Source organism: Nocardia sp. Marseille-Q1738, from assembly GCF_965283145.1.
This window is the reverse complement of record NZ_CBDIMS010000006.1, coordinates 219,597-241,883: the sequence shown is the minus strand read 5'-3', so window position 1 is coordinate 241,883 and position 22,287 is coordinate 219,597. Positions and strand designations below refer to the sequence as shown.

Genomic DNA, 22,287 nt, shown 5'->3' with positions numbered 1-22,287 from the left:
GCTTCGGCTGTGCGTCAGCCTCGGCGGCACCAGGCAGGCGCACAGCCGAAAGGGCCCTGACTGCGCGGCTGGGCAGAGACGCAGCCCGCTGATCGTGCACCGGATTTCGTTTCGGGGCAGAGTATCTGCGTTCGGCGGCACAGTATGTGTATTCGAACGAAGTGACGGACCTCTGCGATCGACACTGATCCGGCAAGCATGCGATCTCCGGAACAACCGATCGACCGAGGAGACATCGTGACCGAGACGGCCATCCAGTTACCCGGGTTGCCCGAGAACTCCGGAAAGCCTTGTGGTGGTGGCTGATTCATGACAGTTCTGGCTTTGGAGATCGGTGCGGCGGGATTCGCCGCAAGCCGGGTGGCCGCTGGCATCGGCACGCGGGACATCCGGCGGATACCGCTACCGGCGGATGGGGTATGGGACGCCTGCCGAGATCTCCTGCTCGATGTCGCCGGAGACGATGAGATCACCGCGGTCGGCATCGCCTGTCCGAGTCCGATCGACAAGGCTGCCGGGGTGGTCGCTCCCGCCGGAATCACCCAGTGGCGTGGCGGCTTCGGCATCGTGGCGGCGGTGCGCAGACTGTTCCCGGTCGCCATCGTCCGGATGGCATCCGATGGCCTGTGCCTGACGCTCGCCGAACGAAGCATCGGTTCTGCCGCGGGAGCCGAGGCGATCTTGACCGGCGCAGGCATCCTCGCCCTGATGGCGGAGGAACGGGCAATCCGCGGCACACCACTCGGCCACGGCGATGAACGTGCACACAGTCACCTCCGCACTCGGGACGACTATCGAACGGCACAGCGGATGGTGTGCGTTCGCCGCCGACGGCGGTGAGCGCAGTCCCATTCGATACCGGCCGGGCCGGACAAGGAATGCGCGAACCAACCCGGACTTCGGCGCGACGGCGTCAAAGTTTCGTTGCGAGGCAACGAATCACGGTTCCCACGTTCCGGTGCGCAACCGCGACCGACACTGGGCAGGCACGCGCCGACATGGTCGCGTATGACCGACCGCACCCTGGGAGACACTATGACCGAGTCCGTCATTCAGCTGCCGACCGCTGGCGAGCCGGTATTCGATACGTTCGATCGAATCTGCCGACGCGGTCCGGTCGTTCCGATCGAACTGCCCGGCAACGTTTCGGCCTGGATCGCGGTGAGCTATCAGGCGGTGAGCGAGATCCTCGCCGCTGACGGCACAGTGTTCAGCAAGAACGCGCGCAACTGCCCGGCACTGCACGACGGCACGATTCCGGCGGATTGGCCGATGCGCGCCTTCACCGACATCGATCACATGCTGAATATGGACGGTGCCGACCATCGAAGGCTGCGGAAGACCATCGGCCGGGCATTCAGCCCGGGGCGGGTCGCCGCACTCGAGCCCCGGATCCGGCAAATCGTCACCGAACTCATCGACGACATTCCAGACCCCACCGGCGAGGTCGACCTCGTCGAAGACGTCACCATGCCGTTTCCCGTGCGGGTGATCTGCGAGTTGTTCGGGGTGCCGATATCGGATCAACGGCAATTCCGGAGCTGGGCTGCCACGATCATGTCGCATCTGAGTACCGGCGATCAGATTCGGGCCGCGATGGGCGCCCTGATCGGCTACCTCACCCAATTGCTGAACAGCAAACGCCATCGTCCCGGTGACGACCTCACCTCCGCCTTGCTGCACGCCAATGCCGACGACGGTTTGGCCGACAAGGAGCTGGTCGACATGTTGTGGCTGGTGCTGATGGCCGGTCACGAGACCACGGTGCATCTGCTCGGCAATGCGGTGGTGACGCTGTGCACCCATCCCGAGCAGCTGGCCAAGGCCCGCGCCGAGGACCGGTGGGCGGATGTCGTCGAGGAGATGCTGCGCTTCCGCTCCCCGGCGGGCAATATGTTCAACCGCTACGCGCTCCGGGACGTCACCATCGCCGGCGTCGATATTCCCGCTGGGGCCATCGTGGGATGGTACGGCGGCGTCGGGCGGGACCCTGATCATTACCCGGGCGCCGATGTCTTCGACATAGACCACGACTTCCGAGACCAACTGGCTTTCGGCCGGGGACCACATTTCTGTCTCGGTGCGCCTCTGGCCAGACTGGAAGCCCGCATAGCGTTGTCGGCATTGTTCAACCGGTTCCCGCGATTGCGCCTTGCCTGCGACCCCTCCGTGATTCCCTACAGTCCGCAATTCATCACCTGCGGGCCGCTCAGCCTGCCGGTGCTCCTCGACTCCACCGCGTAGCGCCGGGCGCAGTTTCATCGAGGTGTCATTGTGAGGTACTCCGAACTGAGCGTGGACGATGCCGAGGAGTGGACCGCGCTCAGCGACAGCCAGGAGGCGGCCCTGCGTGCCGCATGTGACCTGCTCGCCCGGCCCGGACAGACCGCGACCATCGGCGAAGTGGCGGCATACTCCGGCTTCACCGAGACCTGGTTCTCCACCGCATTCGAAGCGCGATACGGCGAGACACCCCGCGAGTTCCGGCAACGCAGGCTGAGCGAACCGGCTGGCGGATCCGCATGGTCCGAGCGGGTCGCGACCGCAATAGACGCGGCCCTGGCCGACGACACGATTTCACTGGCATCCGTCGCGCGCCGCTTGGCTGTGGGACCACGGACACTGCAACGGCGGCTGGCCGAAGAAGGTACTACTTGGCGCCGAGAGCTGGACTCCGCGCGCCGACGGCGGCTTCACGATGCGACGGCACAGGATCGCTGATGTTCGTCGCGCTCTACGGTTGACACCGAGCGGCTCTTGGGTGCGCGCGGGCGGGGTGGTCCGGGATCAGCTGCGGCCGTAGCGGTCGGCGAGGCGGGCCTCGGTGGTAGTGGCGGCGGGCGCGGTGGGCTGATTCGCAGAGGTCGATCCGGCAAGAGTCGCTTCGGCGGGGGTTGTCGCGGCGGACCTTTTCTCTTTCCTCCGCTCCCGGATCTCGGCGTAGATGAAGTAGCCGAGGCCGAGTGGAGCCATGATGCCGAAGGCCAGCCATTGCAGGCCGTAGGACAGGTAGGGCCCGCGTCGAGCTGGGGAGGGGGTCGTGAAGGCGCCGGGCTGGTTCTCGCTCAGCTGCAAGTAGCCGCCGTTCGCCGGTCGGCAGCGGCGTGAGTGGCTGTTGCAGGACAGCGGATTCCTGGGTGGTGTCGATGGAATACACCTGGCGGTAGCCGTCCTGACGCTCGGGTCCTTGCCGGGCGTGACCCCTTCGGACATCCGGATCCGCGCTTCGATCCGCTGCGGTCCGGCGGGCGGGCCCGGGATCGAGGGCGGGCGGGTCCCGTCCACGGCGGACACCAGCCCGCGATCGACGAGCAGCACGCGTCCGTCCGCCAGCCGGAACGTCGCCAGCACCGCATAGCCCGGAGCGCCGTCGAGGTGGCGCAGCCGGACCAGCACGGTCGAGTCCGGCACGTAGGTACCGGAGGCGGTGACGCGCCGCCACTCGGTGGCGGCATTCGTATCGGAGAGCACCGCGGTGACGTCAACGGGGTCGGCTTTCACCGAGTCGGCGATCAGCTGATTGCGGTGCGAGGTGGCCGTGTTCTTGCCGAGCTGCCACGGCGCGAGCACGGTGAAGCACAGGTAGGCGAAGGCGGCGACCAGCACGGCCAGGATGAGCCAGCTGGGGCGCAGCAGGAACGCGAGCCTGCGCATCAGGGTCGACCGTCCGGGACAGGTAGCAGGTCGGGCGGCTCGGCGGCGCCGAGTTCGGCGCGCACCCAGTCGAGCAGGCCGGGGACGGCCGCCTCGATCTGGTCGCGCACGAGTTCGAAGTCCGCCGCGTCGCCGTAATACGGGTCGGCGACGTCCTGGCCGTCGGCGGTGGGATCGAAGGCGCGCAGCAACCGCAGCCGCTGCGGCGGGACGCCGAGGCGGGCGAGCTCCCGCTGGTGTGAGCGATCCAGCGCGACCACGAGATCGGCATCGAGGTGCTCGGCGCCGAACGCGGCGGCCACGTGGCCGGTCGGGTAGCCGAACTTGCGCAGCGTTGCGGAGGTCCGCGGATCCGCGTCGTCACCGACGTGCCACGACCCGGTGCCCGCGCTGCTCACCCGCACCCGATTGGCCAGTCCGGCGCGGTACAAATGCACCGCGAAGATCTTTTCCGCCATCGGAGAACGGCAGATGTTGCCGGTACAGACAAACGAGACGTGCAGCTGACCCACGACTGCCATTCTGGCCGGTGCGGCTACCGGTTCGCCACGTAGGGTGTGGTCTCGTGCCCGAGGACCGCGTCGATCGCGCGAAACTGCGCCACCACGGCGACGTGGACGCGCGCAAGGGCATGCTCGATTTCGCGGTGAACGTCCAGGGTGTCGCCCCGCCGGAGTGGCTGCGGCAGCGCTTGGCGGTGCGGCTGTCCGACCTGGGCCGCTATCCGAGCGCCGAGGAGGCCGATGCCGCTCGCCGTGCGGTCGCGGCCCGGCACCGCCGAACTCCCGGCGAGGTGCTGCTGCTCGCGGGGGCGGCGGAGGGGTTCGCGATGCTGCCCCGCCTCGCGCCGCGTCTGGCCGCGGTGGTGCATCCGTCGTTCACCGAGCCCGAACTCGCGCTGCGCGAGGCGGGTGTCCCGGTGGCCAGGGTGGTTCTGGAGTCCCCCTACCTGCTCGATCCCGCCGCGGTGCCCGCCGGCGCCGACCTGGTGGTGCTCGGCAACCCCACGAACCCGACCTCGGTACTGCACCCGGCCGACACCATCCGCGCCCTGCGCAGGCCGGGGCGCACCATCGTCGTCGACGAAGCCTTCGCCGACGCCGTGCCGGGCGAGCCCGAGTCCCTCGCCGCCGACCCCGCACCGGATCTGCTCGTGCTGCGCAGCCTGACCAAGACGTGGGCGCTGGCGGGCTTGCGCTGCGGATACTTTCTCGGCGCACCCGCCCTCCTGGCGCGCCTCGACCACGGGCGCGCCCACTGGCCGCTGGGCACCTTGCAGTTGGAGGCGATCACGGCGACCGCGAGCCCCGCGGCTGTGGCCGAAGCCGACCGCCGCGCCGGGACCCTGGCCCTGGCGCGTACCGCGATGATCGAACGGCTGACCCGCCTCGGCGTCCATGTCCATACCCCGGCCGACGGCCCGTTCCTGCTGCTGCGCGTCGCGGACGGCGAACTGCTCCGCAAACACCTGGCCGACCAGGGGATCGCGGTCCGCCGCGCCGACACTTTCCCCGGTCTCGGCCCGGACCACCTGCGCGTCGCGGTGCGCGGCGCCGACGAGGTCGACCGGCTGGTCGCCGCGATTCGATCGGCAGGTGTGTGATCAGCGCGCCATGTCGGCCGCGTGGCGTCTCGGCGGTGCGGACGCCGGCCGTGCTCGAGCGGGTGAACGGACGCCCTGCGGATCCGCTTCGGTACCAGATGGTCGGCACCGCGCCCACAGCGATATGCGCCGGGTACCCGGCACAGGCCGGGCGACGTTACGGGGAGGGCTGCGGGCCGGACGCTGTGCGGTGCCCACGCGGGCAGCAGCGTTTCAGCGGAGTTGGCTCCGGTGGCAGGGCTACGCGTGCTGAGCCCCGCGGCCCGGCGTCGGCTGGTCCTCGTGATCGCCTCGGCGGCCGTGCGATGAAGCCGCTGTGTCGGCTAGAGCTGTGGCGATTCGCGGTGCGGGCGCTGTGTAATGCCGGTACGGGTGGACGACTTCTCCCGGAACGAAATCGAATGGCGTAGGGCAGGACCGAAGCGAAGGAAGGTGGACGATGACGACGCTGGCGGATCTCATCGCGGTGCTCGACGCGGCGTACCCGCCCGCGCTGGCCGAGTCGTGGGACTCGCTCGGCCTGGTGTGCGGTGATCCGGCCGAGGAGCTGACTCGTGTGCTGTTCGCGGTCGACGCCACCGCGGCGGTCGTCGACGAGGCGATCGACTGGCGCGCCCAGGCCTTGGTGGTGCACCATCCGCTGCTGCTGCGCGGCGTCGACACCGTCGCGGCGAACACGCCGAAAGGCGCGCTGCTGCACCGGCTCATCCGCTCCGGGTGCGCCCTGTTCACCGCACACACCAACGCCGACTCCGCCGACCCCGGCGTCTCCGACGCGCTCGCCGCGGCCCTCGGGCTCACCGTGACCGGCCCGCTGGACGCGAAACCCGAGTCCGCCGTGGACAACTGGGCGGTCCGAGTGCCCCGCACACATACCGATGCCGTGCTCGCCGCCCTTTTCGCCGCAGGCGCGGGCGGTATCGGGGACTATCGCGACTGCGCGCTGCGTGTACCTGGGACGGGGCAGTTCCGTCCGCTGGCCGGGGAGGGTCCGGCGCACGGTGCGCTCGGCGAACTCCAGCGCGTCGAGGAGGACCGCGTCGAGGTGGTCGCCCCGCCCGCGGCGCGCTCGGCGGTACTCGCCGCGCTGCTCGCCGCCCATCCCTACGAGGACCCGGCCTACCACATCAGCGAACGGGCTGCGCTGCCCTCGTCGCTCGGTATCGGCCGGATCGGCACCCTGCCGGAACCGGAGTCGTTGCGCGCCTTCACCGATCGCGTGGCGAGCGCGCTCCCGCCCACCGCGTGGGGCGTGCGTGCCGCAGGCGACCCGGACCGCACCGTCTACACCGTCGCGGTGTGCGGCGGGGCGGGCGACTCCTACCTGAACGCGGCCACTCGCCTCGGCGTCGACGCCTACGTCACCGCCGACCTGCGCCACCACCCGGTCGACGAACATCTGCGCAAGGGCGGCCCCGCGCTGGTCGACGCCGCGCACTGGGCGACCGAATTCCCTTGGTGCGCCCAGGCGGAAACCCTCGTCCGGACCGCGCTGCCCGATCTCGAGACGAGGGTGTCCACGCTGCGCACCGACCCGTGGACGGTGGGCGCGTCCGCCTGACCCGCGGCGCGAGCGATGGTCCCGGGGCCGATACCGTGCGTGGCCACGCGGCGGACCCGTGAGCGACGTCGAATCAGCTCGGCGCGAGCAACGGCCCCGGATGCGGCGAGAACCGCCCAAATGAGCCGGCGCGAGGGACAGTCCCCGAGGCGGTGGCTCGCGTAGTCACGGTGGGACCGGCGAGCGGGGTGGCGCGGGTTCGGCGTGTGTGGCAACGGTTCCAGCGTGTCGGGGCGTGTCGGCGTCGAGCTGGAACGGGGTAGGCGGTTTGGGTGAATCGAGCGGTTTGCCGGGGTACAACTACCCCATGAGCTTCCCGGTTGATTTCGGGCTGGTGCAGATCGGCCTGATCCTGCTGCTGTTGGTCGGTGTCGCGCTGATCGTTTCCGGTCTGATCGCGGCCCGCCGGGTCGGGATGCGGGCGCTGCTCGCGCGTGGGGCAGGCGGGCTCGCGCTGCTGCTGGTCGCGGCGGTGCTGCTATGGATCGTGACGCTGCTGCAGACGTATCTGGGACTCACCGGGGAGATCAAGGCGGCGCATGTGGTGGCCAAGCCCGTGGCGGGGCAGGAGCACCAGCTCGACGTCGACCTCACTCTGTACGGCGACGACGACCACGCCGAACAGCGCAGCACCTATCGAGTCGAGGGCGACATGTGGGTGCTGCAAGCGGGCATCGTCGAGCTGGAGCCCTGGGTGAACGCCCTTGGCTTCCACTCCGGCTACCGGATCAGCCGCCTGTACGGCCAGCGCCTCGACGGCGTCGCCACCACGCAGAACCAGATCTTTCTCGGCGGCGGCGACCAGGACTTCTTCGCCGACATGCGCGCGGGCCGCTGGTGGACCCAGCCGTTCGTGCGCTCCGCCTACGGCAACGCGGTGATCGCGGTGCCCGGCGAATACGACGTCTACATCTCCCGGGACGCGATCAAGACCCGAACCGTCGGGGGTTAGCGGCTGCTCGATCCGATACGGGCCGGGGACGGACTGCCCGTCGCGCGGCTGCCTCTGCCGCGCCCGGCCCGATACCAGGGCTACGGACCTCCTCCGACTACGCCCATTACGCGGGGCCGCCGCTGCGGCGCGGTACGGTTGAACACCAGTCCCGTCCACCCATCCAGGAGTTTGTCCGCGTTGAATGTCGAACCCACGATCCAGGCCGAGCTGCTCCGGCTCGCCGCCGTCGACGCCGAGCTGACCCGGATCGCGCATCGCCGCACCGTGCTGCCCGAGCAGCAGGAGGTCGCCAGGCTGGAGGCCGAGCGCAACGCCCACTCCGACGCGGCGGTGGCCGTGCAGATCGTGCTGGACGACCTCGACCGCGATATCCGCAAGCTGGAGGGCGAGGTCGAGGCGGTGCGCAAGCGCGAGGACCGGGACAAAGGAATGCTCACCGCGGGAACGGTGAACGCCAAGCAGCTTTCGGAACTCCAGCACGAGCTGGGCAGCCTGGAGCGCCGCCGCTCGGTGCTGGAGGACGAACTGCTCGAGGTGATGGAACGGCGCGAGGCCTCCGCCGCCGACTACGAGCACGCGGGCGCCCGGCTGAGCAAGACCGAGGCGGATCTGGCCGACGCGCGGCGGCAGCGCGACGAGGCACTGGCGGATCTGGCTGTGGCGCAGGGCCGCTGCGACACCGATCGCGCCGGCGTGGTCGGGAAGCTGCCCGCCGAATTGCTCGCGATCTACGACCGCCAGCGCGCGCAGCACGGTGTGGGCGCCGCGCTGTTGCAGGCCCGCCGCTGCGGCGCGTGCCGCATCGAACTCGACCGCGGCGAGATCGCCCGGATCGCCAAGACCGCCCCCGATGTGGTGGTGCGCTGCCCGGAATGCGGCGCGATCCTGGTCCGGACCAAGGAATCGGGGCTGTGAGAGCGAACCGAGGACGCAGCGCGCCCCCGCGCACGACGGAGCCGAGGGGCAGCGAGGTGGAGTCGTGAGCGAGCGTCAGCGAGTGAACCGAGAGCACAGCGCGCCCTCGCGCACGACGGAGCCGAGCGCCAGCGAGGTGGAGTCGTGAGCGCACCCCGGCCGGGTGCCGAGCGGGCGCGGCGATGACCTATCCCGAGGTGATCGTCGAGGCCGACGGCGGCTCTCGCGGCAATCCCGGTCCGGCCGGGTACGGCGCGGTGGTCTACGACGCCGATCACACCCACGTGCTCGCCGAACGCCGGGAGTTCCTCGGCACCGCCACCAACAACGTCGCCGAATACCGCGGCCTGATCGCCGGTTTGGAGGCGGCGGCGGAGCTCGGCGCCGAAACCGTCGACGTGCGGATGGATTCCAAGCTGGTCGTCGAGCAGATGACCGGCCGCTGGAAAATCAAGCACGCGGCCATGATTCCGCTCGCCGACCGGGCGCGCAGGCTGGCCGCCGGGTTCGCGCGGGTGCGTTTCACCTGGATTCCCCGCGCCGAGAACGCCCACGCCGACCGGCTGGCGAACCAGGCCATGGACGACGCCACCCTGGTCGGCGAGGTCCGCGCGACGCCGGAGTCCGCGCGGTCGACCGAGGCCGCCGACCCGGCGCTCGCGGTCACCGAGCGCGATCTGCCGAGCTGGATCGACGAAGCCAGGCAGGCGGCCGCAGCGCCCGAACCAGTGCGGCACGGCCCCGGGTGGACCCGGGCCACCGGCCGTCCCACCCGGCTGTTGCTGCTGCGCCACGGCCAGACCGAGCTGTCGCTGGAGCGCCGCTATTCCGGTCGCGGCAATCCGCCGCTCACCGCGCTGGGCCGGGAACAGGCCGCGCGGGCCGCGAAAATGCTGGCCGTCAAGGGTGGTGTCGCCGCCGTGGTCAGCTCACCGCTCGGCCGGGCCAGGGAGACCGCGGAGGCCGCGGCGACCGCCCTCGGTGTGCCCGCCGAGATACACGACGGTCTGATCGAGACCGATTTCGGCGCGTGGGAGGGCCTGACCTTCGCCGAGGCCGCGCAGCGCGACCCCGATCTGCACGCCCGCTGGATCGGCGACCCGGCCACCGCCGCGCCCGGCGGGGAGAGCTTCGATCAGGTCCGGGAACGAGTGGACGCGGCCCGCCGTGATCTGATCGAACGGTATCCCGGTGTGAACGTGGTTGTGGTCAGCCACGTGACCCCGATCAAGACGCTGCTGCAACTGGCGCTCGATGCCGGGCCGTCGCTGCTGTACCGGTTGCATCTGGATCTGGCGTCGCTATCCATAGCGGAGTTCTATTCCGATGGCGGATCATCGGTGCGTCTGGTGAACGACACGTCGTATCTTTGAGGACGCCGCCACCCCTGGAACGAGGGCGAACACGGTGCGCGAAGGGCGAATTATGCCCTATTGCAACATGTTTGCGTTTCACATTCGCGCGATGCGGTGAATCTCACTTCGACTCGGCCTTGCGCGCCGAGTAGCGGTAGGCTTCCGGTCGGTCAGGCACAGGCGTCCTACCCTGCCAGCCTGGTCGGGGTCGACGCTGTGTGCCCTCGATCGGGTGTCACCAAGGGGGACGGTGGTTCGTGGGCAGCGCCGCCCATAGACCGCGTCACGGCGGGAAGCGCTTGTGCCGTCGCGTAGTTCGAGAGAGTGCAGGTTCGATGAGCAGTCCGATCAAGGTAATCGTTCTGGGGGCGGGGATCGGAGGACTCACCACCGCGGCCGCACTGCGGCACGCGGGTTTCGCCGTCGAACTATACGAAGCGGGCCCCGAGCTGCGTGCGCAGGGTTTCGGTCTTTCGGTGCAGGCCAACGGAATCAACGCGTTGCGCACCCTCGGCCGCGGCCTCGATGAGCAACTGCTCGAACGCGGCGGCCGGGTCGAGACCTTCCGCTTCTGCAACCCGGACGGCAGCCCGATCCGGGTGCTCCCGGTGCACCGGCTCGATGCCCAGCTCGGCGCGCCCGCCGTGGCACTGCACCGCACCGACCTGCACGACGTGCTGCTGCGCGCGATCGGCGACACGCCGACTTTCGTTGCCGCGCAGGCCACTCGGTTCGTCGATGACGGCGAGCACGTGCGGGTGGAGTTCGCCGACGGCCGGGTCGCCGAGGGCGATCTGCTCGTCGGCGCCGACGGCATCCATTCCATGGTGCGCGCCCAGCTGCACGGCCGCGCCGAACCCCGCCCGGGCAATTTCGTGTGCTGGCTGGCCTGCATCCCGTTCGAGCATCGCAACGTCGCGCGCGGCCTCTCTGCGCACTTCTGGGGCACCGGAATGCGGTTCGGCATCCACGACATCGGTCACGGCAGGGTGTACTGGTGGGGCACCCAGACCTTGCCCGCCGACGAGGCAGCGAACTGGCGCGGCGGCAAGGAAGACCTGCTGCGCTTGTACGCCGACTGGGCGCCGGAGGTGCGCGCCTGCATCGAGCAGACCGACGAATCCGCGATCCTCGCGGTGCCCGCCCAGGACCGCCCGCCACTTCCGCGGTGGGGCCGCGGCCGGGTGACCCTGCTCGGTGACGCGGCGCACCCGATGCTGCCCAGTCTCGGCCAGGGCGCCAACTCCGCCATCGAGGACGCGGTAGTGCTGGCGAACGTGCTGCGCAACGCGCTGGATCCGGTTGCGGGCCTGCGCCGTTACGAGCAGCTGCGCGCCGATCGCACCGCCATGTTCGTGAACGGCTCGGCCTCGCTCGCCAAGATCGAGCAGACCACCGATCCGCGTCTGGTCCGGGTGCGCGACACCTACTTCCGGCATGCGCCCACCGAATTCTTCCTGCGCGAGCTCGCCAAGCCGATGTCGTTCCCGCCGCTGGACGGGCCGACCGCGCGGCTGCCGCGCCCGCTGTCGCCGGTGGAGCGCTGGCACTGGATCGCCGATCAGCTGGCGCCGCTGCACATCTTGTCGCGCGTGCGGATCCGCGGGCAGGTCGACGTCGAACAGATCCGGGCCGGCCTGGACGAAGTGCAGCGCCGACATCCGCTCTTGCGGGTCGCCGTGGCCGCCGAACCCGACGGCACCGCACCGCGTTTCGTCCCGGTGCAGGCGCCCATCCCGCTGCGCGTGATCGAATCCGAGGACAGCACCACGTGGTTGACCGAGGTCGACGAGGTCGAGCTGCGCGAGCCGTTCGACTGGCGCACCGGGCCTTTGGCCAGGGCGGTGCTGATCAAGGAGACCGACGGCACCAACGAGCTGATCGTGACGCTGCACTACGCGATCGCGGATGGCGAGAGCGCGCTGTCGGTGGCCAAGCAGGTGCTGTACGCGGCCGCCGGGGAAGCGGGCGAGATCCCGCCCGCCCCGGTGCGGCCGGGCCCGGAAGATCTCTTCCCGCCGCGCTTCCAGGGCGGCAGCGGTGCGCTGCGCACCGCGGCTTCGCTGCTGCGCGACCAGAAGTCACAGCTGCGCAGGCCGCGCAGGCTGGAACCGACCTCGCTGGCGCCGCCCGCGCAGCGGCGCAGCCGGGTGGTGCATCGCAGCCTCGACGCCGACCGACTGGACGCGCTCACCGCGGGCTGTGCACGCCACGGCGTCGGCCTGCAAGCCGCCTTGTCCGCGGCGCTGCTGATGGCGGCGGCCAGGGAAGCGGGCACCGGCAAGGCGACCTGGTACACCGTCGGCAGCTCGGTCGACTTCCGCGACCATCTCGACGGCGCCGCCGCGGACACCGAGGTCGGCACCTATCAGGGCATGATCGCCACCCCCGCGAAGTACGCGCCGTGGGCCTCGCTGTGGGAGATCGCCATCGAGATCGAGCGCGAATACGGCGCGCGGATGGATCGGCGCGATCATCTCTCCGCCTTGAACCTGCTGAAGGTGGCCGCGCCGAAATCGGTGGCCGCCAGCGCGTCCACCGTCGAACTCATGGATACCCGCGGCCCCGGTCATCTCTGTATGACCTACCTGGGCAGCTATCCCTTCCCGGACAAGATCGGCTCCTGGCAGCTGGAAGGCGCGCAGTTCGTCTCCGGCATGTCGGTGAGCGGGTTCATCATGGCCACCGCCAACGCGACCCACGACGAATTGTCCTTCAACGTCGGTTACGTCGAACCCGCGGTGTCGCGGGATCGAGCCGAACGCCTCGCCGATGAGAGTGTGCGCGCGCTGCTCTCGGCCTGCTGACCCGCCTACACCACAAGACAACAGGAGAGTCCCGGCATCGGCGAAGTCGATGCCGTGATTCGCGATATCGATAACTGGATAACTGTGGTAGCAGCTTTGCGTGTCAGAGATCAGGGTGGGCTTGGTTATCCGCGCACAGCCGGTGCCGCGATAGGAGTGACTGTGACATCCGAACCGAGTGCTACTCCCCATAGACCCGAGGCGTGGCCGGTCAGCGCGTACCAACGAGATGTGTTGTCCGTGGCCTTCCGGTACGGGCCTGCGCCGGTCACCAGGAACGCCTACTGCGCGTTCCTGGACGAGCCCTTCGATATGGCCCGGTTGCGAGCCGTGGTCCGCCGGGCACTGCTCGGTGACGCCGCGCTGCGACTGCGTTTCGAATTCTCCGAAGGCCGCTTCTGGCAGTGGATTTCGGACGAGCTGCCGGAAGTCGAGCTGATCGACCTGAGCTGGGCCTCGGACCCGGCCGCGGCCCGCAGGGACTGGGTGAACCGGGCCAATCTGACGCCCTCCCCGCCGCGCCAGCCGTTCCGGGTCGCCGCGCTGGTCGACGGACCCGACCACTTCTATCTCTACGTGGCGATGCACCACGCGATGATCGACGGGTGGGGCGTGAACGCGTTGTGGGCCGCCCTGGTGGACAACTACAGCCGCTCGGACCTGCCACTCGAACTGCTCGCCGAACCGGAACCGGTCACCGAGCAGACCGACCGCGGCGTGAGCACCTACCGCAAGATCGCGGCCGAAGACGAGGAGTATCTGTCCTCTCCGCAGTGGGTCGCCGACCGCGACGCGCTGGTCCGCCGCTTCGAAGGAGTGGTTCCCGCGCTCTTCTCCGGCCGGGCGAGCACCCCGAACGTGGACCGGGGACGCCGGCGCGTGGTGGTGGAACCCGCATTCCTGGACCGGATTCGCGCAACCGGCTTCTCCGTCTTCGCCTTCACCGTCTCGGCGCTGGCCGCGTACCTGACCACCGTCCATCGCTCCGAAGAAGTGGTGATCGGCGTCCCGATGCTGAATCGGCACAGCGCGGAGACCTTCCGCACCGCCGGACACCGGACGAACGTGGTGCCGCTGCGCATCCGGGTCGACCCGGCCGAGCCGCTGTCGGCGGTCGCGTCCGAGGTGACCGCGCAGATCCGGGAACTCAAGCGCTACGAACGCTTTCCCTACGGTGACCTGGCTCGTGCGCTCAGCAGCGATCCGACGGCGCCGCCGCTGTTCGACGTGGCGTACTCCTACATCAAGATGCCGTCGTCGGATCATCTCGACAAGATCCTCGGGACCATCGACATCATCAATCCGGGCACGGTGCTCGAGGCGCTGAACATCCTCGCCGTCGAGCACATGCGCGACGGTTCGCTGAATCTCCAGCTCTACTACGACCGAGACGTCTTCGACGAAAACTTCCCGTTCGAGTCGGTCGTGCGCAGCATCGGCGCGCTCCTGGCGGCGGCGCTGGACCGGCCCGACGCCCCGATCTCGGCATTGCCGCTGATGCCCACGCGAGAGCTGGCCGCCATCACCGCTTTCGAAACCGGGCCGCGCGAAGAGTTTCCGTACACCACGATCGACCGTTTGTTCCGCGAGGCGGCCGCCGAGCACCCGGACCGAGTGGCGATCGAGGCGGTGGCGGGCTCGGGGGAGCGGGCGCTGCGCTACGGCGAGCTGTCCACGCTGGCCGACGGATTCGCCGCCCGGCTGCGGGCTCTGGGCGTGACCGGCAACGAATGCGTCCCGGTGGTGCTGACGCGCTCGACGGAGCTGCTCGTCGCGATTTTCGGCACGCTGCGCGCCGGGTGCGCGTACGTGCCGCTGGACCCGGACTTTCCGGCCACGCGCATCGAAACCGTGCTCGCCGACTGCGGAGCGCGCTTCGTGGTGGCTGGACCCGAGCACCAGGCGGTGTTCGACAAGCTGCGCGTCACCCGGATCACGGTGGCCGACATCGTGCCGGCGCGCGGTATCGAAAATGTCTCGCATCCAGCCGATTTGAGCTATCTCATCTACACCTCGGGCTCCACGGGCGTGCCCAAAGGCGTGATGATCGAGCACCGGTCGGTGGTGAACCGGCTGACCTGGATGCAGCGGCGCTACCCGTTGCACGCCGAGGATGTGATCCTGCAGAAGACGCCGGTCACGTTCGACGTCTCGGTGTGGGAGCTGTTCTGGTGGGCGATCACCGGCGCCAGATCGGCGTTGCTGGAGCCGGGCGGGGAACGCGATCCGCGCCGCATCGTCGACGCCATCGGCGCGCACACGGTCACCGTGCTGCATTTCGTGCCGTCCATGCTGGCCGCGTTCGTCGACGAGCTGGCGGCCGACCCCGCGGCGGTCGCGCGGATCGGCAGCCTGCGCCGGGTGTTCTGCAGCGGCGAGGCGCTACCACCGGCGCTGGTGCGCCGATTCCACGCGGTCTTCACCGCGGCCGGGACGAGGGCGCCGGAACTGGTGAATCTCTACGGCCCGACCGAAGCCACGGTCGACGTCTCCTATTTCGACTGCCCCCGCGACGATGCGCTCGACGTGGTGCCGATAGGTCGGCCGATCGACAACATCGACCTGCTCGTGCTCGATGAAATGGGCCGCCGCGTACCGGTCGGGGTACCGGGCGAACTGAACATCGCCGGCGTCGGCGTGGCGCGCGGATATCGCGGCAGGCCCGAGCTGACCGCGGCCGCCTTCGTCGACGATCGCGCGGTGCCGGGACGGCGGCGCTACCGCACCGGCGATCTGGCGCGCTGGCTGCCGGACGGCAACCTCGAGTATCTGGGCCGCTTCGACGACCAGGTCAAGATCCGCGGCAACCGGGTCACGCTCGGCGAGGTGCACAACGCCATGCTCGGTTGCCGTGGGGTCCGTGCCGCGGCCGTGGTGGACGAACTGTCCGAGGCGCACGGCGTGCAGCTGGTCGGCTACTTCGTCGGAACCGACGTGACCGGCGAGGAGATCGCCGCGCAGATCGCCGACCGATTGCCGCGCTACATGGTGCCCACCCGGCTGATCCGGGTAGACCGAATCCCGCTGACCCGCAACGGGAAACTCGACCGCCGCGCGCTCGCCGAACAGCTCGTCCTCGGACACGGCGCCGAGCAGGTCGCGGGTGTCGAACCGCGTAACGACGTCGAGGCGCGGCTCGCGCGAGTCTGGTGCACGGTGCTCGGCGTCGAGTCGATCGGTGTACACGACAACTTCTTCACCCACGGCGGCGATTCCATTCTCGCGCTGGCCGTGCGCACCGCGGCCGAGGGCGCCGGGCTCTACTTCGACGTGGACGCCTTCTACCAAGCGCCGACCATCGCCGAGCTGGCGCGCGTCGTGCGCGACGACCGGGACGGCGACGACCACGCGCGCGTCTTGGCGCCGCTGGAGACGGTGCCGCTCATCGACCGCGCCGCGCTGCACCAGGTGGAGGACGCGTTCCCGGCCACGGCGCTGCAACTGGGCATGCTGTATCACAGCATCGAGCGCGCCGACTCCGTCACGTACAAGGACGCGTTCCGGTATCGGCTCGAAATGCCGTGGGATGACGCGGAGTTCCGTGCGGCGGTGGACCGGCTGGTGCGGCGCCAGCCCGCGCTGCGCTCGTCGTTCGAGCTGAGCAAATACTCGATTCCGCTGCAGATCGTGCACACCGAGGCGCCCTACGAGCTGGAGATCGTCGACCTCGGCGATACCGACGAGCTGGACGGCGCGGAACTGATCGAGTCCTATCTCCAGGAACGTACGCACGCCCAGTACGACATCTCGGCCGCTCCGCTGTTCGCCATCCGGGTGTTCGTCCGCCCCGGTCCGCACGCACCGGTGGGCACGGTGGACCTGGTTCTGAGCTTCCACCACGCCATCCTGGACGGCTGGAGTGTCGCCACCTCGGTGCTGGAACTGCTGCTGGACTATCTGAGCCACCTCGGCATGACGCAGACCCGCGTCGAGGCCACCCCGCATCCTGCGACCGTTCTGGCCGAGTACGCGCAGGCCGAACAGGGCAGCGCGCACGACACGGCGCGCGAGTACTGGCTGACCGCGCTCGCCGGGGCGGAACCCACCGCCCTCACCGCGCTCGGGGCGCACCAACCGCCGGTCGCCGAGGTCCCGCAAGTGAAGGCGCTGGTACCGCGCTGCTTGGCCCAGCGGGTGACGGCGTTCGCCACGCGCCACCAGATTCCGGAGAAATCGGTCTATCTGGCCGCGCACTGCCTGGCGCTGCGGGCACTCACCGGGCGTGCGGATGTCACCACCGGTGTGGTCAGCCACGGTCGCCCGGACCGCGCGGGTGCCGAACGAGTGGCCGGGCTGTTCCTCAATACGTTGCCCATCCGGCTGGACAGCACCGCGACCACGTGGCGTGCGGCGGTGGAGCAGATCGCGCGCCGGGAACGCGAGGCCTATCCGTACCGCCGCTATCCACTGCGGTCGATCCTCGCCGACGGCGCACCGGCGTTCGAGACGGCGTTCAACTTCGTCAACTACCACGTCTTCCAGCCCATGGTGGTGCTGGACGGGGTGCGTCTGGTGGACGTCGACGTCCGCGAGGAGACCAACTTCCAGCTGCTGGTGACCGCGGCGACCGACCCGCGAGACGGCCGGATGTGGCTGCGGGTCGACGGCCACCACACGCTGACCACCGAGCAGTGCGAGACGGTGGCGCTCACCCAGCTGCGCATGCTGGCCGGGATCGTTGCCGACCCCGACGGGGTGATCGACCGGGGTGTCGGCCCGGCCACCGCCCGCGACGTCGGCACGCTGGTGGCCGAGGCCGCCGCGCTGAACCCGGCGGGCATCGCGGTGGCCGGCGACGAGGAATCCGTCACCTACGCCGAATTGATCGAACGCTCCGATCGCCTGGCGCGTCGCCTGATCGGGCTGGGGGTGGCGCCGGGCGACCGGGTCGGCATTCTGATGAGGCGCCGTCCCGAATTGATCCTGCTCGTGCTCGCGCTGACCAGGATCGGCGCCGCGTGCGTTCCCCTGGACGTCAGCTACCCGCGGGCCAGGCTGAATCTGATGATCGACCGCGCACGCCCGCACCGCGTGGTCGCCGACGCCGACTATCGCGACATCGTCGACGACGCCGCCTTGGTGCTCGACACCACCCTGCTCTTCGACGACCCGGCAGACGACGCGGATGTCGAACTACCCGACCACGTTTCGCCCAACGCGGTGGCCTACGTGCTGTTCACCTCCGGGTCGACCGGCGAGCCCAAGGGCGTCGCGATGCCGCATCGCGGCCTGACCTCGCTGGTGGATTGGCAGATCCGCGCGGCGACCGGCACCGGCCTGCGCAGCACGCTGCAATTGGCGCCGTTGAGTTTCGACGTGTCGTTCCAGGAGATCTTCACCACCCTCGCGGCCGGGTCGACCCTGCGGGTGAGTTCGGCGGACCTGCGGTCGAACGTCGAGCAGCTGCTGAACACCGTGGTGGACGAGGGCATCGAACGGCTGTTCCTGCCGTACGTGGCGTTGCAGGCGTTCGCCGAGGCGGCCGTGGGTCTGCGAAAGTTCCCGACCGAGCTGAAGGTGCTGATCTCCTCCGGGGAGCAGCTGCGCATCACCGACGAGATCCGCGCCCTGTGCAAGGTGGTTCCGGGTTTGGTGCTGGAAAACCAATACGGCCCCACGGAATCTCACGTCGCCACGAAATTCACTTTGCAGGGCCCGGCCGACGAGTTCCCCGCGCTGCCGCCCATCGGCCGAGCCGTCGACGGCGACACGGTGGAGCTGCTCGACAGCGCGCTGCGCCCGGTGCCCGACGGCGTGATCGGCGAGATCTATCTCGGCGGCCGTTCCCTCGCGCGCGGCTACGAGGGCCGCCCCGCGCTCACCGCCCAGCGGTTCGTGGCCACCCATGCGGGCGGAATCCGGTACCGCACCGGCGATCTGGGCGTTCGGGTGTTCTCCGGCGACATCGTCTGCCTGGGCCGCAGCGACAGCCAGGTGAAGATTCGGGGCTTCCGGGTGGAACCGGCCGAAGTGGAGCTGTGCATCCTCGGCCTGGTGGAGAAGTTCCCCGGCATTACCGAAGCGGCCGTGGTGGCGCGCGGCTTCGGCGGTATCGACGGGTCGCTGATCGCGTTCCTGGTCGGCTCGGCGGAACAGACCGATCTGGCCGCGCTGCGGCACGACTTGCGGGCGGTGCTGCCCGCGCACATGGTGCCGTCGCGGTTCATCTGGCTCGACGAGCTGCCCCGCACGCCCAGCGGCAAACGCGATGACGCGACCTTGCGCGATCATGGCGAGCGCGTCGCCGATTCCGTGACGGCGCAACGGGAACCGGCCGACGAGTACGAGCGGTCGGCGGTGCAGTTGCTCGCCGAATACGGCGGTCTGCGCGCGATCGGCGTGGACGACGATTTCTTCGCGGCGGGCGGGACCTCCATCGGGGCGATGCGGGTGGTGATGGCGCTGTCGCGCCGGTGGGGTGTCGAAGTGCCGCTGGACGCGTTCATCAGCGTGCCCACCGCCGCCGGGCTCGCGGCGCTGGTGCGGGCGGGCGGCGATGTCCACCGCACTTTCGACCCGCTGGTGCCGCTCAACCCCGACGGCACCAAGCCGCCGCTGTTCCTGGTACATCCGATCGGCGGGAATGTGCTCTGCTACTTGACCCTCGTGCGGTATCTGGATCCGGATCGTCCGGTGTACGGACTGCAGGCGGCGGGCGCGGACGCGGGTAGTGCGCCGGAGAAGTCGATCGCGGCGATGACCGAGTCGTACCTGGAAGCGCTGCGGCGGGTGCATCCGACCGGCCCATATCATCTGGCGGGTTGGTCGTTCGGCGGCTATGTCGCCTTGGAGATGGCACGTCAGCTGCCGGAGCACGAAGTGTCCAGTGTGACGCTGTTGGACACCATGGCGCTACGCGCGCAAGCGCGCACGCCGATCTCGGAGGAGAAGCTGATCCGGTGGTTCTTCCTCGAGCTGCTGTGGTACGCGCGCGGAAGTCAGTCCGCCCTGATCGATTTCGAGCCCGACGTGCACGGTTCCGAAGAGCTGTTCGCGGCGATGCTGGCCGAGGCGGTGCGGTCGGAGATCCTGCCCTCCGCTAGCTCGCCGCGGGCGATCCGGCGCCTCTACGAGGTGTTCTACGCCAACTACTCGGCGATGCTGGACTACAAGCTCGAGCCCTACGAGCGGGACATCACGCTGCTGCGCGCCACCGAGGGACTGCCGCCGGGCGTCGACTTGGCGCACCAGACCGTCGGCAGCATGTTCGACAGCGCGGACAACGGCTGGAAGCAGTACGCGGCCCGCCGGTTCACGGTGATCTCGGTCCCCGGCGATCACCTGAACATGATGACCGAACCGAACATCAGCGAGGTGGGGCTGCGCCTGGACGAGGTGTTGTCGGCCGCCGATCCCGACCTGGCCCGGGAATGGGACGAATCCATGCTGGACGCTTGACTAGCTCACGAATTCGCCACGGCCGCGATCCCGCGCAGCGCGGCCGTGGTGAATTCGTCCAGCGGATAGAACAATTCGATGGCCAGTTCCGACAGCGTGACGTCGGCCGGCGCGCCGAAGGTGGCCATCGTGCTGAACATCGACAGCTCGCCCGCCGGTGTGCGGATCCGGATCGGCACTTCGAACGGGCTCGGCGGCGTGCCGGCCTCCGCGGGGTCATCGGCGTCCGGCGGTTCCGGGTAGCCGGACACCTCGTCGTACAGCGCCGCCAGCTCATAGTCGCCGCTCGCGCTGACCTGCCTGGCCAGCCGCTCCAGGAACAGCGCGCGTACCTGGACGAGGTTGGCCAGCCGGGACGCCAGTCCGTCCGGGTGCAACACCAGCCGGTACACATTCGGGTGCGGTGCCCGCACGTGCGCGGGAACGCCGTCCATCAGCACGCTCATCGCGGCGTTGCCGGCGACCACGTTCCACAGCCGATCGATGACCACGGCCGGATAGGGTTCGTGCGCGGCCAGCATGGTGTCCAGGGCGGCTCGGACCGGCGTGAGATGCGCGTCGTCGAGGCTGCTCTCCCGATACGCGGGCGCGTAACCGGCGGCCATCAGCAGCGTATTGCGTTCGCGCAACGGCACATCCAGCGTGTCGCACAGACGCAACACCATCGCCCGGCTGGGCGTGGCGCGCCCGGTCTCCACATAGGACAGGTGACGCGCCGAGGTATCGGCCGCCAGCGCCAGATCCAGCTGACTCAACCTGCGCCGCTGCCGCCATTCGCGCAGCAGGACGCCCGCTCTCGATCGCGTCTGCACCGATGTCATTCGATCAGCTAAGCACCCCTGCCACCGTCCGGCCATCGGTGGTGTGCACCTGATTTCGATGTGGGTGGCGCCGCGGGCGCGCGGGACCGGGGTGTCGGACCGGCTGGTTCGCGCGGTGCTCGATTGGGCCGTGGCGGGCGGCCACCGCGTGGTCCGCTTGGAGGTCGCCGAGCGCAATAGCCATGCCGAAGGGTTGTATCTGCGGAACGGCTTCGTGCGGACGGGTGTGAGCGGACCCATCGCCCCGGGCGACGCGCGCAGGGAATTGGAGATGGAATGGCATCTGCCGGAGTCCCGTTTGTCCGATCGTTCGTAGGGTAACCGGCCAGCGATGGCATCCAGGAAATCTGTCCGGCGCCGCGCAGCCGAGGACAGGAGACGGTGATGAACGAACACGAACGCCCGGATCTGGAGACCGGCGGTGTCCCTGACATCGCCGATGTGGGAGAGACGGCCGATTCCGGGCGGCAACGCGATCCCAGCGCCGGTTCGGGCCGCCACGCCGCGAAAGAGTCAGAGCAGGCGGAGCCGGAGGCGGCGACCGCAGGGCGACAGGCGGACGACACGGCAGCCGAAGTGGGCGGCCCTGCCGCCGGAGTGGCAGATATGACGGGGTTGGAGACGCCGACCGTGGGGCCTGAGGCGGAAGAGAGCGCTGCCGAGCTCAGCGCCGCCGCTGCTGCCGGAGTGGCAGGCATGACGGGGTCGGAGACGCCGACTGCCGGGCGTGCGGCGGAGGAAACCGCTGCTGAGGTCAGCGGCCCTGCGGCCGGACCGGCGCCCTTCGCGGAGGCGGAGGCGACCATCGCCGGGCGAGAGGCTGCTGAGTCGAGTGGCACTGGGGCTGGAGCGGCACCGCTGGGGGAGGCGACCGCCGCCGGGCGAGAGGCTGCTGAGTCGAGTGGCGCTGCGGCCGCAGCGGCACAGCAGGCGCAGCCGCAGACCGCCGTTGGGCGAACTGCCGAGTATCAGACCCAGCAGGCCACGCCAGCGGTGGACGAGTCCGTCCGACGCGCGGCCGAGCGCGCAGAGCTGGCCGAGGCCAACGCCGCGAGCGCTGCCGAACTCGGCGCTGCCGGACTGCCCGAAGCCATGGCCCATCCGGGCCGCACGCTCCTGGACACGCTCCGTGACAAGCCCATACTGGCGGCCGCGCCCGCCGCGGTGCTCGCCTTCATCCTCTGGCGCGCCATCCGTGGACGATGATGTTCCGGCCGG

General features: G+C 69.7%; 15 protein-coding genes. 12 read left to right on the top strand and 3 right to left on the bottom strand.

Annotation, left to right across the window (positions count from 1 at the left end):
* Nucleotides 1-309: 309 nt before the first annotated feature.
* From ACWPXK_RS22710 to ACWPXK_RS22700, 3 genes are all read left to right on the top strand, one after another.
* Nucleotides 310-840, top strand: coding sequence for a hypothetical protein (locus ACWPXK_RS22710; protein ID WP_454198198.1), 531 nt, complete (start codon nt 310-312; stop codon nt 838-840).
* A 195-nt stretch (nt 841-1,035) separates the two neighbouring features.
* Nucleotides 1,036-2,244, top strand: coding sequence for a cytochrome P450 family protein (locus ACWPXK_RS22705; protein ID WP_454198197.1), 1,209 nt, complete (start codon nt 1,036-1,038; stop codon nt 2,242-2,244).
* 30 nt (nt 2,245-2,274) lie between these two features.
* A complete protein-coding gene (locus tag ACWPXK_RS22700; RefSeq protein WP_454198196.1) occupies nt 2,275-2,721 on the top strand; it encodes a helix-turn-helix transcriptional regulator in 447 nt (148 codons plus the stop codon).
* Nucleotides 2,722-2,787: 66 nt separating this feature from the next.
* On the opposite strand, the gene ACWPXK_RS22695 is transcribed toward ACWPXK_RS22700, so the two are convergent.
* Complete coding sequence (locus tag ACWPXK_RS22695; RefSeq protein WP_454198195.1) at nt 2,788-3,654, bottom strand: SURF1 family cytochrome oxidase biogenesis protein; 867 nt, start codon at nt 3,652-3,654, stop codon at nt 2,788-2,790.
* The gene (locus ACWPXK_RS22690; protein WP_454198194.1) at nt 3,654-4,175 is read right to left on the bottom strand and encodes a low molecular weight protein-tyrosine-phosphatase; all 522 of its coding nucleotides are present in this window, start codon (nt 4,173-4,175) and stop codon (nt 3,654-3,656) included. The genes ACWPXK_RS22695 and ACWPXK_RS22690 overlap by 1 nt, the downstream gene beginning before the upstream one ends.
* 44 nt (nt 4,176-4,219) lie before the next feature.
* Between ACWPXK_RS22690 and cobC the strand changes: the two genes are divergently transcribed.
* The 7 genes from cobC to ACWPXK_RS22655 all read left to right on the top strand — a co-directional run bounded on the left by cobC (nt 4,220) and on the right by ACWPXK_RS22655 (nt 20,248).
* Nucleotides 4,220-5,257 (top strand): Rv2231c family pyridoxal phosphate-dependent protein CobC, encoded by a 1,038-nt coding sequence (gene cobC / locus ACWPXK_RS22685; protein ID WP_454198193.1) that lies wholly within the window; start codon nt 4,220-4,222, stop codon nt 5,255-5,257.
* 439 nt (nt 5,258-5,696) lie between these two features.
* Nucleotides 5,697-6,818 (top strand): Nif3-like dinuclear metal center hexameric protein, encoded by a 1,122-nt coding sequence (locus tag ACWPXK_RS22680; RefSeq protein WP_454198192.1) that lies wholly within the window; start codon nt 5,697-5,699, stop codon nt 6,816-6,818.
* Between the two features lie 307 nt (nt 6,819-7,125).
* Nucleotides 7,126-7,770, top strand: a complete 645-nt coding sequence (locus ACWPXK_RS22675) for a hypothetical protein (RefSeq protein ID WP_454198191.1) — start codon at nt 7,126-7,128, stop codon at nt 7,768-7,770.
* 180 nt (nt 7,771-7,950) lie between these two features.
* Complete coding sequence (locus ACWPXK_RS22670) at nt 7,951-8,688, top strand: zinc ribbon domain-containing protein (RefSeq protein WP_454198190.1); 738 nt, start codon at nt 7,951-7,953, stop codon at nt 8,686-8,688.
* Between the two features lie 182 nt (nt 8,689-8,870).
* Nucleotides 8,871-10,061 (top strand): bifunctional RNase H/acid phosphatase, encoded by a 1,191-nt coding sequence (locus ACWPXK_RS22665; protein ID WP_454198189.1) that lies wholly within the window; start codon nt 8,871-8,873, stop codon nt 10,059-10,061.
* Between the two features lie 317 nt (nt 10,062-10,378).
* Nucleotides 10,379-12,850, top strand: a complete 2,472-nt coding sequence (locus tag ACWPXK_RS22660; RefSeq protein ID WP_454198188.1) for an FAD-dependent monooxygenase — start codon at nt 10,379-10,381, stop codon at nt 12,848-12,850.
* 162 nt (nt 12,851-13,012) lie between these two features.
* Complete coding sequence (locus ACWPXK_RS22655; RefSeq protein WP_454198187.1) at nt 13,013-20,248, top strand: amino acid adenylation domain-containing protein; 7,236 nt, start codon at nt 13,013-13,015, stop codon at nt 20,246-20,248.
* 5 nt (nt 20,249-20,253) lie between these two features.
* Here ACWPXK_RS22655 and ACWPXK_RS22650 read toward each other — a convergent pair whose 3' ends face one another.
* Nucleotides 20,254-21,069: a helix-turn-helix domain-containing protein gene (locus ACWPXK_RS22650; protein ID WP_454198186.1), complete on the bottom strand. Its 816-nt coding sequence runs from the start codon at nt 21,067-21,069 to the stop codon at nt 20,254-20,256.
* A 43-nt stretch (nt 21,070-21,112) separates the two neighbouring features.
* Here ACWPXK_RS22650 and ACWPXK_RS22645 point away from each other — a divergent pair, with 43 nt between their 5' ends.
* Together ACWPXK_RS22645 and ACWPXK_RS22640 are read left to right on the top strand one after the other, a co-directional pair.
* Nucleotides 21,113-21,385, top strand: coding sequence for a GNAT family N-acetyltransferase (locus tag ACWPXK_RS22645; protein WP_454198185.1), 273 nt, complete (start codon nt 21,113-21,115; stop codon nt 21,383-21,385).
* Nucleotides 21,386-21,453: 68 nt separating this feature from the next.
* Nucleotides 21,454-22,275 carry a hypothetical protein gene (locus ACWPXK_RS22640; RefSeq protein WP_454198184.1) on the top strand — a complete coding sequence of 274 codons (822 nt, stop codon included), beginning with the start codon at nt 21,454-21,456 and terminating at the stop codon, nt 22,273-22,275.
* Nucleotides 22,276-22,287 lie beyond the last annotated feature (12 nt).

Excerpts from the sequence above, each read along its gene's own strand:
- ACWPXK_RS22710 (WP_454198198.1), top strand. The coding sequence starts at position 310 with ATGACAGTTCTGGCTTTGGAGATCGGTGCGGCGGGATTCGCCGCAAGC.
- ACWPXK_RS22705 (WP_454198197.1), top strand. The coding sequence starts at position 1,036 with ATGACCGAGTCCGTCATTCAGCTGCCGACCGCTGGCGAGCCGGTATTC.
- ACWPXK_RS22695 (WP_454198195.1), bottom strand. The coding sequence starts at position 3,654 with ATGCGCAGGCTCGCGTTCCTGCTGCGCCCCAGCTGGCTCATCCTGGCC.
- ACWPXK_RS22690 (WP_454198194.1), bottom strand. The coding sequence starts at position 4,175 with ATGGCAGTCGTGGGTCAGCTGCACGTCTCGTTTGTCTGTACCGGCAAC.
- ACWPXK_RS22680 (WP_454198192.1), top strand. The coding sequence starts at position 5,697 with ATGACGACGCTGGCGGATCTCATCGCGGTGCTCGACGCGGCGTACCCG.
- ACWPXK_RS22675 (WP_454198191.1), top strand. The coding sequence starts at position 7,126 with ATGAGCTTCCCGGTTGATTTCGGGCTGGTGCAGATCGGCCTGATCCTG.
- ACWPXK_RS22665 (WP_454198189.1), top strand. The coding sequence starts at position 8,871 with ATGACCTATCCCGAGGTGATCGTCGAGGCCGACGGCGGCTCTCGCGGC.
- ACWPXK_RS22660 (WP_454198188.1), top strand. The coding sequence starts at position 10,379 with ATGAGCAGTCCGATCAAGGTAATCGTTCTGGGGGCGGGGATCGGAGGA.
- ACWPXK_RS22650 (WP_454198186.1), bottom strand. The coding sequence starts at position 21,069 with ATGACATCGGTGCAGACGCGATCGAGAGCGGGCGTCCTGCTGCGCGAA.
- ACWPXK_RS22640 (WP_454198184.1), top strand. The coding sequence starts at position 21,454 with ATGAACGAACACGAACGCCCGGATCTGGAGACCGGCGGTGTCCCTGAC.